General features: G+C 64.1%; 10 protein-coding genes. 3 read left to right on the top strand and 7 right to left on the bottom strand.

Features of this window, described 5'->3' with window-relative positions:
* Positions 1-257: 257 nt before the first annotated feature.
* The gene (locus tag VKM35_RS11355) at positions 258-596 is read right to left on the bottom strand and encodes a P-II family nitrogen regulator (protein ID WP_324321132.1); all 339 of its coding nucleotides are present in this window, start codon (positions 594-596) and stop codon (positions 258-260) included.
* Positions 597-614: 18 nt separating this feature from the next.
* On the bottom strand, positions 615-1,943 hold the full coding sequence (locus VKM35_RS11350; protein ID WP_324321131.1) for an ammonium transporter: 1,329 nt from the start codon (positions 1,941-1,943) through the stop codon (positions 615-617).
* A 210-nt stretch (positions 1,944-2,153) separates the two neighbouring features.
* On the opposite strand from VKM35_RS11350, the gene ubiK reads away from it, so the two are divergent.
* The gene (gene ubiK / locus VKM35_RS11345) at positions 2,154-2,420 is read left to right on the top strand and encodes a ubiquinone biosynthesis accessory factor UbiK (protein WP_324321130.1); all 267 of its coding nucleotides are present in this window, start codon (positions 2,154-2,156) and stop codon (positions 2,418-2,420) included.
* A gap of 18 nt (positions 2,421-2,438) precedes the next feature.
* Positions 2,439-3,953, top strand: a complete 1,515-nt coding sequence (locus VKM35_RS11340) for a YifB family Mg chelatase-like AAA ATPase (protein ID WP_324321129.1) — start codon at positions 2,439-2,441, stop codon at positions 3,951-3,953.
* Between the two features lie 217 nt (positions 3,954-4,170).
* Here the strand turns inward: VKM35_RS11340 and VKM35_RS11335 are convergent, their stop codons facing one another.
* Positions 4,171-5,340 (bottom strand): putative peptide maturation dehydrogenase, encoded by a 1,170-nt coding sequence (locus VKM35_RS11335; RefSeq protein ID WP_324321128.1) that lies wholly within the window; start codon positions 5,338-5,340, stop codon positions 4,171-4,173.
* A 224-nt stretch (positions 5,341-5,564) separates the two neighbouring features.
* On the opposite strand from VKM35_RS11335, the gene VKM35_RS11330 reads away from it, so the two are divergent.
* Positions 5,565-5,855, top strand: coding sequence for an NHLP-related RiPP peptide (locus tag VKM35_RS11330; protein ID WP_324321127.1), 291 nt, complete (start codon positions 5,565-5,567; stop codon positions 5,853-5,855).
* Here the strand turns inward: VKM35_RS11330 and VKM35_RS11325 are convergent.
* The 4 genes from VKM35_RS11325 to aceB all read right to left on the bottom strand — a co-directional run.
* Positions 5,841-8,438, bottom strand: a complete 2,598-nt coding sequence (locus VKM35_RS11325; RefSeq protein WP_324321126.1) for a putative peptide modification system cyclase — start codon at positions 8,436-8,438, stop codon at positions 5,841-5,843. The two genes, VKM35_RS11330 and VKM35_RS11325, sit on opposite strands and share 15 nt — an antisense overlap.
* Before the next feature lie 125 nt (positions 8,439-8,563).
* Positions 8,564-9,574, bottom strand: coding sequence for a GGDEF domain-containing protein (locus VKM35_RS11320; protein ID WP_324321125.1), 1,011 nt, complete (start codon positions 9,572-9,574; stop codon positions 8,564-8,566).
* 115 nt (positions 9,575-9,689) lie between these two features.
* Positions 9,690-10,991, bottom strand: a complete 1,302-nt coding sequence (aceA, locus tag VKM35_RS11315; protein ID WP_324321124.1) for an isocitrate lyase — start codon at positions 10,989-10,991, stop codon at positions 9,690-9,692.
* A gap of 119 nt (positions 10,992-11,110) precedes the next feature.
* Positions 11,111-12,659: malate synthase A (gene aceB / locus VKM35_RS11310; protein ID WP_324321123.1), on the bottom strand; the 1,549-nt coding region annotated here is incomplete at its 5' end.

Here is a 12,659-nt window from a genome sequence, read left to right as displayed (position 1 = left end):
TCGGAAAAATCGGGTTTCTGGGGGGGCGTGCTCATGGCGGGTCTCCCGGACGGTAAGGGTCCGGTGCCAACCATAGACCAAAACCGATGGCTGGAAAATTAAGTTTTCGATAAGGAAGATCGACCCATGGGAGCGGCGTGATCGCGACGTGATTGCCGCGTCGCATCAAGCGCCTGATCAACGCAAGCAGACGATCAAGGGCATCGTTCCTGCTGAGGCAAGCCTGGCCTTGCCCGCTCCCACGGTACCCACGGCTGTTACAGCGCGTCCCCGTCCAACTCGCCGGTGCGGATGCGCATCACCCGCTCGAGTTCGTAGACGAAGATCTTGCCGTCGCCGATCTTGCCGGTATTGGCCGCGGACTGGATCGCCTCGACGACGCGGTCGAGCTGGTCGCTGGTGACAGCGACTTCGAGCTTGATCTTGGGCAGGAAGTCGACCACGTATTCGGCGCCGCGATACAGCTCGGTATGACCTTTCTGTCGACCGAAGCCCTTGACCTCGGTGACGGTCACGCCGGTGACGCCGGCTTCGCTCAAGGCCTCGCGCACGTCGTCGAGCTTGAACGGCTTGATGATCGCCATGACCATTTTCATTGGGCAGCTCCTGGGCGCTTAAAGGTTGTAGCCACGTTCGTTGTGCAGGGCGAGATCGAGGCCTTCGGTTTCCTCGTCTGCCGCCACGCGCAGGCCGAGCGTCGCATCGATCAGCTTGAGCAGCACGAAACTGACGATCGCAGTGTAAAGGATGGTGACGCCGACGCCCTTGGCCTGCGTGAATAGCTGGCCGGCGATATCGGTGACCGTACCAAAGCCGCCTAGCGCCGGCGCCGCGAACACGCCAGTCAGCAGCGCGCCGAGAATGCCGCCGATCGCATGCACGCCGAAGACGTCGAGTGAATCGTCATAGCCGAGCACGCGCTTGAGGCTGGTCGCGCTGAAGAAGCAGACCACGCCGGCGGCCAGACCAATGACCAAGGCGCCACCCGGACCGGCAGTGCCAGAAGCCGGCGTGATCGCGACCAGCCCCGCAACCGCGCCCGAGGCGATACCGAGCACGCTGGGCTTTTTGTGCGTCAGCCATTCAATCGCCATCCACGCCAACGCGGCGGCAGCAGTGGCGATCTGCGTGACCAGCATCGCCATGCCGGCAGTACCGTTGGCCGCGACCGCCGAACCGGCATTGAAACCGAACCAGCCGACCCAGAGCATGCTCGCGCCGATCAGGGTGTAGCCGAGGTTGTGCGGCGCCATCACCGAATTCGGATAGCCGCGACGCTTGCCGAGTACGAGCGCGGCAACGAGTCCGGCGACGCCGGCGTTGATATGCACCACCGTGCCGCCAGCGAAGTCGAGCACACCCCAGTCCAGCAGCAGGCCGCCCGGTCCGCTCCAGACCATGTGCGCGATCGGCGCGTACACCAGCGTGAACCACAGGCCCATGAACAGCAGCATCGCCGAGAATTTCATGCGCTCGGCGAACGCGCCGACGATCAATGCCGGCGTGATGATCGCGAAGGTCATCTGGAAAGTGATGAACACGCTTTCGGGCACGGTGAGAAATAAACTGTCGGGCGTGAGCCCGGCAAGAAAGGCGCGATGCAGGCCACCGACGAACGAGTGCAGGTTCACTTGATCCTTGATCATGCCGCTGGTATCGAATACCAGGCTGTAGCCGTAGATCACCCAGAGAATGCTGACCAGACCGGTGATCGCGAAGCACTGCATCAGCACCGAGAGCACGTTCTTCGATCGCACCATGCCGGCGTAGAAAAGCGCGAGGCCGGGGATGGTCATGAACAATACGAGCACCGTCGACACCAGCATCCAGGCGGTGTCGCCAGTGTTGAGCGTGGGCGCAGCCACGGGCGTGTCGGCAAGCGCCGTCAGCGGAAGCGCGAGGACCGTCAGCGCGGCCAGTCGGGTCAGGGCAGGTCGGTTCATGAAGGTCTCCGGGCAGGTGTTCGAACTGTTGCCCGGCGATGACGGATTGATTGCTCACGCCGATCATGTTTCGATATGGGCCCCTCGCGGTCAGCGCCACGAATCGTCGCGCGGCGGCAAGGAACTTCCTACAGGCTGCGGATCCGTCACCCGACGGCCGTCGTCGGGATCACGCGGCGAGACTGCCGGCGTCCACCGGAGAAACGCCCCATGATCGACCTCAAAGCCATCGACGATCTCGCCCGCCGCCTCACCAGCCTGGTTCCGCCCGGACTGAAAGACGCACGCAGCGACCTCGAGCAGAACATGAAAGCGACCTTGCAGGCAGGCCTCGCCAAGCTCGATCTGGTCACCCGCGAAGAGTTCGACGTGCAGCGCGCGGTGCTGCTGCGCACCCGCGAAAAAATCGACGCGCTCGAACGCGCCGTCGAAGTGCTCGAAGCCAGGCTGGCTTCCAGTCCCGGCAACAACCACTAAACCTACGGCCCTGCCGCAATGACACTGGCGCTGGCGCATAGCCGCGCCCGGGCCGGCGTGCACGCACCGGCGGTCCGCGTCGAGGTGTATCTGTCGCCCGGCTTGCCGGCGATGCAGATCGTCGGGCTGCCGGAAGCGGCGGTCCGCGAGAGTCGCGATCGCGTGCGCGCGGCGATCCAGTGTTCGCAACTGGAAATGCCAAATCGCCGGATGATCATCAACCTTGCACCCGCCGATCTTCCGAAAGACGGCGGACGTTTCGATTTGCCGATCGCACTCGGCATCCTCGCAGCGAATGGCGATGTCAGCGTCGAGGCGCTGGCGCGTTTCGAATTGCTCGGCGAACTCGCGCTCACCGGCGAGCTGCGCATGATCGATGGCGTCCTGCCTGCGGCGCTCGCCGCCGCCGCGGCCGGACGCGCGCTGATCGTACCCGCCGGCAATGGCGACGAAGCCGCGCTCGCCAGCGACGTCGAGGCGTATACGGCGCGCACGCTGCTCGAAGTCGTCGCCCACATCAACGGCGTGAAATCGCTACCGCTGGCATTGCCAAATCAACTTGGCACGTTGCTGCCGAGCTATCTCGATCTCGCCGACGTGCGCGGGCAATTGCAGGCACGACGCGCGCTGGAAATCGCGGCGGCCGGATCGCATCATCTGCTGCTGATCGGTCCACCCGGCTGCGGAAAAACCTTGCTCGCGTCGCGGCTACCCGGCCTATTACCGGAAGCAAGCGAAGCCGAAGCACTGGAAAGCGCGGCGGTCGCTTCCGTGTCGGGCCGCGGCCTGGATCTGACACGCTGGCGCGTGCGAAATTTCCGTTCGCCGCATCACACCGCGAGCGCGGTGGCGCTGATCGGTGGCGGTGCGGAACCGCGACCGGGCGAAGTATCGCTGGCGCACAACGGCGTGCTTTTTCTCGACGAGCTCGCCGAGTGGGACCGCCGGACGCTGGAAGTGTTGCGCGAACCGCTGGAATCTGGCGTGGTGACGATTTCGCGCGCCGCGCGCGCGGCAGAATTTCCTGCGCGTTTTCAGCTGGTCGCCGCCATGAATCCCTGCCCCTGCGGTTGGGCCGGCGATCCGTCCGGGCGCTGTCGTTGCTCGGGCGAAGCCGTGTTGCGCTATCGCGCACGCCTGTCCGGCCCCCTGCTCGATCGCATCGATCTGCAGCTGACCGTGCCGCGTCTGGCGCCGCACGAGATGCGCAGCGATTCGCCGCGCGGCGAAGCTACCGCCATCGTGCGCGAACGCGTGGTCGCCGCACGCATACGGCAACATCGCCGCAGTGGAAAAACCAACGCGCAACTTTCGCAAGCGGAAACCGAACACCACTGCCATCTTTCCGGCCGGGATCAGACCCTGCTCGAGCGGGCAATGGAAGCACTGCAACTCACCGCCCGCGCCACCCATCGCATCCTGCGCGTGGCACGCACCATCGCCGACCTCGAAGACAGCGAGCGCATCACCACTGCGCACCTCACCGAAGCGATCGGCTATCGTCAGCTCGATCGCGGGCAAAGCGCTGGGTAATTTCCTGCAGGAGCGATCATGGTCGACGATGACTTCACGACGAAGGATTTGCGAAGAGCAGGATCCCGTTCGCCGGCAATTTTCTCCTGCACACCGTAGGAGCCAGCTTGCTGGCGACGCCTTTCCCGGATGCGGCCTCGATTCCCGCAAGCGAGTGAGCGTCGGGGTAGTTGCTGCCGGGGTAGGCTTGGTCGCCAGCAAGCTGGCTCCTACGAGATCAACGCACCGCTTTGCCCAGCGGATCGAATTCCGTCGCGATGATCTCGGTGGCGCGGCGTCCGAAGCCGCTGACCGCGACCGCGGCGGTACTCAGGCCATCGAGCTCGAACAGACGTTCGGCGCAGTCATCGTTGATGGCGCCGGTGACGAACGCGCCGTAACCGAATTCGGTCGCGGACAGATACAGGTTCTGCGACAGATGCCCGGCGTCGAGCTGGATCACCCGCCAGGCCTTGCTGTTATTGCGATATTTCCAGAAACTGCGCTGGAAGCGCGCGGCCATCAGCAGCAACACCGGCGCATTGGCGAACCATGACTGGCCGGCGACCAACTCATTTGCGATCGGCAGCAGCGCGTCTGCCGCGATCAGCCGCATCGGCTCCAGCACATGCGCCGTGCTGTGATAGTGATACAGCCCTGGCGCCAGACCTTCGACGCGCTGCACCAGCACGAAGGCCTCGACCGGATGCAAGCCACCACCGGACGGACTGTTCTTTTTCAGCGCGACCGCGCCCGGCGAGAAGTCCTGCGTTGCCTGGGCAGCGAACACGCGATGCAATACGCGACTGAGATCGATCAGCGGCAATACGAAATCGTTGTCGAAATTGCGGCAGGTCGAGCGCGCGGCGAGCAGCTCGTCGAAAGCGGTCTTGTCGGGCGTCGGCAGCGCATGCCAGCTTTCGCGTTCGCGAACCTGCAACGCTTCCGTCGGCGGCAGGCCGTGATCGTCGATCATGCTTTTCCAGGTACGCTCGCCGACACGCCCGGCATCGGCCTGGACATCGACGCCCTGCCAACGACTGAAGGTATGCGCCAAAGCCGCCGGCCCCCACCAGGCGGTATCGCGCAGCGCCTGATCGCGCGCGCGCAGCTCTGCGTGTTCCGCGTGATCGCCCAGCAACAATCCAGCCGCGAGCAATCGCGCGATGCGCTCGGCGCCGAAGTTTTCGACGAGTTCCGAGTACGCATGCGCTTTGTCGGCCGTGACCACATCGAACACCGCAAGATCGGCGAACTCCAGCACGACCTCGAGACCCAGATGCGGCGCCAGCGCCACCCATTCGCTGCGCGTCACCATGCCGGCGCCGCCCGACATCAGATCTTCGAGGGAAAATTCCGGGCGCTCACGGCGCTGGAGAAAGAAATAGCTCGGGCGCGTCAGATGCATGGCGGGAACAGGCAGGGCAGGAGCGGCGATCTTGCCAGAGTTGTCGCGATCAGGATCGCGGCATATCGGCTCGCTTGATGTCCGGAGCCTGCATCAACTGTCCAGAAGGAAAGGAACGACGTCCTTCGGCCCGCCTTCCGCTTCCCGTCCTTGCCGTGTTGCATTGGTCACAGGCAGCCGCTAGCCTGCCTCGACCTCAATACGAGGGATAAGGGGGAATAATAATGGCCAAGCCTTTTTCGCCAGACGTCGCCGACAAGCTACTCAACAAACTGTCCAGTGATGACGACTTCCGCGCCCTGTTCGAAAAAAATCCACGTGCGGCGCTCAAGCAGGTCGGCCATGAAACCCCCGAGACCGATCGCGACGTGAAAGGCGCCGATCATGTCCTGTGCTGCTACAGCGTCAAGACGCTGGCCAGCAAGGAACAGATCAAGGCGGCGCACAAGGAACTCAAGGCACAGCTTTCGCAGCTGCCCTTCCACTACGAGATGGCCGCTCTAGGAACGCGTTGATGCCAAGGCCGCCGTCAGCGACCGCAAGCGGGTTTCGACGAACGGGATCTTTTCGGCGTTGGGCCATGCCCGGTTGAACGCGGTGAGTTTTTGCCGGGCCAGTTTCGGCTGGCCCAGCTTCACCGCAAACTCTGCGGCACTCAACAAGGCCAGATTGCTCTCGACAATATTCGCGGGCGTCCACATGTCAAAGCTGTTCCATTCACCGTAAGCGCGCCCGCGCTCGCGAGCCAGCCAATTCGCTTCTTCCAGCGCTGCAGTTTCGTTGCCCGCGGCGACGTAAGCACGCATCAATACGGCATGACTGAAATACAACTCGCTGCCGTCATGGCGAGCGCGCAATAACGAGATGGCTGTCTCCGGCTGTCGTGCTGCCAATGCCAGCTCAGCCTCCAGAATCGTCTGCATTCCTACGAGAGATGCCTCACCGTTGTTGGTGGCCGGCCCTTTCGCCAGCGCCAACGCGGTTTTCGCAGTGTCTACGTCGCCGTTGCGTGCGGCCAGCCAACCGGCGGCGAGAAGCGGGAAAATGGCGTTGTCACGTTCCTGGTCGTCCTTGCTCGCCAACCGCGCTGTCTCGGTAGCCACGAAGTCGCGCCACTGGGCCGGCTGCAGTTGCCCGGCATAGCTGCTCAAAGAAAGCTGTGCGCCTAGAAGCGCACGCGCCTGGAATGGAGACGCCGCTTCCGACTGCGCATGCAATGTCGCGAGCACCGCCAGCGCTTCTGGCCATTTACCCTGATCGAGCAGGAAGACCGGATCGTCGAGATGCAGCTCCAGATCCACACCCGACATCCCGCTTTGCGTCTGCGACTGCAGTACGCGAGCCGCGGTAACGAAATTTCTCTCGGCCGCGAAAGACTCGGCAGCCTCCAGCTTGTTTCCTGCGACGCCCATCGCCTCGGCCTGCTGGAAAGCCGCACGCGCCTCGGCATAGCGATTGAGCGACAGCAGGATGGCACCCTGCAAATAAAATGCATTGCCGCGAGATGGATTCTTGGGAGAGAGGGCCGGCGTCAGAAACGCCAAGGCATCGCTGTAGCCATGATTGGCCGCGGCGACATTGGAATAGTTGTAATACGCCTGGAAATCGTCGGGATAGAGTGAGGCAAGCAACTTGTATTTCGGCAATAGTTCCGAGGGCGCACCGAAGCGCGCAATAAACGCGTTGAGCTCCAGAAGTTCGCGCTGACTAAGTCTTTGCTGATTCTGCTTGGCCTGCAGCGCCAACTGCTTGGCCAGGCCAAACTCGCCATTCCTGGCGTGGGCTCGCGCCATCCCCATTTGCGCCATCGCAAACTGCGGATCAAGTTTCAACGCCTGCTGGAACAGGGCCAGCGCTTCGGCATATTGGCTCTTGCGGTTGGCACTTACTGCCAACGAATACGCCCGTAGTGCATCCAGGTTCGATGTCGTCACCAAGGCCAGCGGCTTGTCGTTGGCGCGGATATCCCGCAGCGACTCGCCCAGCTTCTCGCGCAATCCACTGTTGACGGAATCGAGCGACGTCAACGCGGAGTCGACGCCACGTCCTTCCGCCGACTGCGCGTACACCGTCACCTGGTTGTTCGGATCCACCACCTCGATATTGACGCGCAGCTTGCCGCCGACTTCGGCGATCGATGGCAGCAGCAGCGCGCGCGCACCTTCGCGCAATGCGATCTCGCTGCCGACGCCACGATCGATCGTTGTCTGCTGGCCGCGGCCCATGCGCTGCAGGGCGTCCTGCACTTTCAGCTCGGGCACGAGGTTGACGTAACGCGACTGCTCCAGGCTCACGCGCAGCGCTGTCGCCAGCGATTCCTGCAGGCGCGGGTCGTCGGTGAAGTTGTCCATGTCGCCGACCACGACCCAGTCGCGTTCGTGGAAGGCCAATGCGGGCGGGCTGCGGAAAGTGGAATACAAGGTGCCGCCAAGCAGGCCGAGCACGCACAGCACTTCCACGGCGAGGATGGGCGGGCGCCGCCACAGCGGCACTTCGCGCCAGGATTTCTGTCCTGACGGGGGCAGACGCAACGGCGCGGTGCCCGGCTCACCGACCTCGTGCACGATCATCGGCGCAGGCACGCCCTTGAAACGGTAGCGACCATGCACCAGCCAGCGCAGCTTGCCGGCGCGTTCGCCGAGTTCGGACTGCGCGCGATGCGCGAGGGTCTGCGCCATGCCCGACATCAGGATCTGCCCGGGCATCGCCAGCGCCATCAGGCGGGCGGCGACCGGTTTGGCCAGACCTTCGACTTCCAGCGGCTTCGCACCCGCGGCGATCGCCTGCGGGGTGCTGATCCAGGTCATCACCTCGCCAACGTGGATGCCGACGCGTGCTTTCAACTCCATGCCCAGCTCGGCGGAGAGTTCCTTGAGCGCGCATTGGTAACGCAGGGCGAAATCGACGGCCTGGACGGGGCGCTCGAACAACGCAAGCAGGCCGTCGGCCTTGTCGATCAGGCGGCCCTGGGTGAATTCGAGCAGGTCGCGGACCTGCAGGTCGAGGCGCTGCCAGAGCGCCGCCGCATTGGCATCGCCGAGGCGTTCGATGAATGCGGTGGAATCAGCCAGATCGGCTAGCAGAACCGTCCGGAGCATCGGGGTGACCGACGCCGCTGCCGATTGCGGGGGGAGGCTCGCTGGGGTGTCCATGGCCTGCGTCTTCGGCTTCAGTATTGCCTACAACGCCGGGTCAACACGGCTGCGGCCATCGCACACGTGCTTCACGGGGCCAGCCGCCAATGGTCGCCGCCCTTGCGCTTGGCTTCGTACAGCGAGCTGTCGGCGCGGCTGTACCAGGTCGACCAGCCGCCAGGGTCGTGGCAGAAGGCGCCGCCGACGCTGACGCTGAGCCGGTGCTCGCCCAGGCTGGGCAGGCGCAGGCCGCGTACCGCGGCGATCAGGCCGAGGGCGCGGTTGGCGAGTTCGCCACCATCCGACACCCGCATCACCAGCGCGAACTCGTCGCCGCCGAGGCGGCAGGGCAGATCCATCGGGCCGGCCTGGCGACGCACTTCTTCGGCCACGGCGCGCAGTGCGGAATCGCCGGCGAGGTGACCGGTGAGGTCGTTGATGCGCTTGAAGTGGTCGATGTCGATCAGCAGCAGCGCGAGTTTCTGAGCGCCCAACGGGTAACGGCTGATTTCGTCGAGATAGCGGTAAAGGCCGCGTCGGTTCGACAGCCCGGTGAGGTCGTCGCTGCGTACCAGCTGCTGCGCCACGGACAATTCACTGCGCGTCTGCCGCAGCGTGTCCAGCGTCTGCATCAGGTCTTCGTTGCGGCGGCGCAGGCTCTGCACCAGTTGATGCTCACCGGCGACCAGATAGGAAAAACTGCGCTGCATGAAACGCGCGACCACCGCGGGCTCGCGATCGATCAGCGTGTTGAAATTTTCCTGGGTGATTTCGTAGAACACGCCGGCGGTTTCGACCACGGCGCGCGCGAAGCGCTGATGGTGCCCGATGAACACCGACAGCTCGCCAAAATACTGGCCGCGGCCAAGTAACTTGTCGGCCATGCCATCTTCGAAACTGAGCCGGACTTCGCCGGTATCGATCAGGTACATGCTCTGCGCGCTGTCGCCGCGCTGGAACAATTCCTGCCCCGGCAACACCGCCCGGCTGACCGCGACGCTGGCGAGTACGCGCTGCTCGTGCTCGTCCAGCGCGGACGGCAGACGCGCGTCCTGCGAGGCAAGCGTCGCGCGGGAAGGGTACGTGTCGATATCGGGCACGAGAATCGCTAGAGGGAGTCCAGGCCCCCGAGTGTACCCAAAAACAGCGGGCCGGCCAGCGGCCCGCTGTGCGCCAGATCAAGGATTGGGCAAAGAATCCGGCCTATTCCGCGCCTCAGGCAGCCTTGACCGGCGCGCCCTGGAATTGCTCCTCCTCGGTCGAGCCCTTGAGCGCCGTCGTCGAGCTGGTGCCGCCCTGGATGGTCTGGGTCACCGAATCGAAATAGCCGGTGCCGACCTCGCGCTGATGCTTGACCGCGGTGAAGCCACGTTCGGCGGCGGCGAACTCGGCTTCCTGCAATTCGACGAAAGCACTCATCTGGTTGCGCGCGTAGCCGTAGGCGAGGTTGAACATCGAGTAGTTCAGCGAGTGGAAGCCGGCCAGGGTGATGAACTGGAACTTGTAGCCCATCGCCGCGAGTTCTTTCTGGAACGACGCGATGGTGGCGTCGTCGAGATTCTTCTTCCAGTTGAAGCTCGGCGAGCAGTTGTAGGCGAGCATCTTGCCGGGGAATTTCGCGTGGATGGCCGCAGCGAACTTGCGCGCGAAGGCGAGATCGGGCTTGCCGGTTTCGCACCAGACGAGGTCGGCATACGGCGCGTACGCGAGACCGCGCGAGATCGCCTGATCAATGCCCGGCTTGGTCTTGTAGAAACCTTCGACCGTGCGCTCGCCGGTGATGAACGGCTTGTCGTTCGGATCGATGTCGGAGGTGATCAGGTCGGCGGCCTCGGCGTCGGTGCGCGCGACTACCAGCGTCGGCACATCCATCACGTCGGCGGCCAGGCGCGCGGCGATGAGTTTTTGCACCGCTTCCTGGGTCGGCACCAATACCTTGCCGCCCATGTGCCCGCACTTTTTCACCGACGCGAGCTGGTCTTCGAAATGCACGCCGGCAGCACCGGCTTCGATCATCGACTTCATCAGTTCGAACGCGTTGAGCACGCCGCCAAAGCCGGCCTCGGCATCGGCGACGATCGGCTGCAGCCAGTCGATGCTGTCGTTGCCTTCGGCATGGTTGAGCTGGTCGGCGCGCAGCAGGCAGTTGTTGATGCGCTTGACCACCTGCGGCACGGAATTGGCCGGATACAGCGACTGGTCGGGATACATCTCGCCGGCGAGATTGGCATCGGCCGCCACCTGCCAGCCGGAAAGATAGATCGCGTTGAGGCCGGCCTTGACCTGCTGCATGGCCTGGTTGCCGGTGAGCGCACCGAGCGCATTCACGAAGGGCTTCTCGCCGAGATACTTCCACAATTTCTCGGCGCCGATGCGCGCGATCGAATGGTCGATGGCAACGGTACCGCGCAGGCGCACCACTTCCTCGGCGGTATAGCCGCGCTCGATGCCGGCCCAGCGCGGGCTCGACTGCCAGTCTTTCTTCAGTTGCTCGGCGCTGCGGAGGGAATTGCTCATCGTCGTGTCCTTGGTGGCGGTGGTGTGTTGTGTTTGTGGTTGTGTTTTTTGTAGGCGCGACGCAAGTCGCGATACCCATATATGCGAGGGCGATCGCGACTCGCGTCGCTCCTACGCCCTTATTGGATTTTTTCGTAGGCGGTAAGGGTGAGAAATTCGGCGAGCTCGTCGCTGTGCGTCAGTTCGTCCAGCATCGCGATCGCCTCGTTGATCTTCGATCCACCCGGCAGGCGCATGCGGTCGGCGAGTTTCGAGGGCAGCGCCAGCAGAGCGCGATCGAACAGGCTGAAATCGACCGGCGTGCCGTCGTCCAGATGCAGGCGGTCGTTGTGCAGCCACTGCCAGAGCTGCGTGCGGGAAATCTCCGCGGTCGCGGCGTCTTCCATCAACCAGTGGATCGGCACGCAGCCCTGGCCGTCGAGCCAGGCAGCGAGATAGCGCACGCAGACTTCCACGCTGTTGTCGAAGCCGGCGCGGCTGATCGAGCCGATGCTTGGCTTGATGAGGTCGTCGCGGGTCGGGTTCACGTCTGCGCGGTCCACGTCGAGCTGGTTCGGTCCGCGCATGTGCGCGTCGAACAATTCCTGCGCGATCGGGATCAGCGCCGGATGCGCGACCCAGGTACCGTCGTGGCCGGCACTGACTTCGCGCAGTTTGTCGGCGCGCACGCGTGCCAATGCTTTTTCGTTCGCTTCGGGATCGCCGCTGATCGGGATCTGCGCCGCCATGCCGCCCATCGCGAGCGCGCCGCGGCGGTGACAGGTCTTGATCAGCAACTCCGAATACGCTTTCAGGAATGGCTGCGTCATCGTCACCTGGCTGCGCTCGGGCAGCACGCGGTCGCGGTGCTTACGGAAAGTCTTGAGATAGGAAAAAATGTAATCCCAGCGGCCACAGTTGAGGCCGGCCATGCGTCCGCGCAACGCGTGCAGGATTTCGTCCATCTCGAACGCCGCCGGCAGCGTCTCGATCAGCACGGTGACTTTCATCTGCCCGATCGGCAGGCCCAGCCGCACTTCGATGAAGGCGAGCACTTCGTCCCAGAGAGCAGCCTCTTCCATGCTCTGCAGTTTCGGCAGATAGAAATACGGGCCGAGGTCTTTCGCTGCGAGCGCGCCGGCGTTGTGGAAGGCGAACAGACCCAGATCGAACAGCGAGCCGGACATGCGCTCGCCGTCGACGAAGACATTCTTCTCGCCCAGATGCCAACCGCGCGGACGCACCATGAGCACGGCGAGATCCTGCTGGTTGAGCACGTAATGCTTGCTGCCGTCGGGCGCCATCCAGTCCAGCGTGCCGGCGACCGCCTTGCGCAGCGCGCGCTGGCCGGTGAGCAGGTTGACCCAGGTCGGCGCGGTCGAATCCTCGAAGTCGGCCATGTAGACCTTGGCGCCCGAGTTCAGCGCGTTAATCACCATCTTCGGTTCGACCGGACCGGTGATCTCGACGCGGCGGTCGCGCAGCGCGGCCGGCAATTCGGCGACGCGCCAGTCGCCGGCGCGGATCGCGGCGGTGTCGGCGCGGAAGTCGGGCAGTTCGCCGGCATCGAAACGCAGCTGGCGATCGCGGCGGGCAGAAAGCCGGGCCTGGCGGGCTGGTTCGAAACGGCGATGCAGATCGGTCAGCAGGGCCAGCGCCGCGGGCGTGAGCAGGTCTTCCTGACCGGGG

Source organism: Arenimonas sp. (assembly GCF_035312645.1).
Taxonomy (GTDB): domain Bacteria; phylum Pseudomonadota; class Gammaproteobacteria; order Xanthomonadales; family Xanthomonadaceae; genus Arenimonas.
This window is presented reverse-complemented; position numbering and strand designations above follow the sequence as displayed.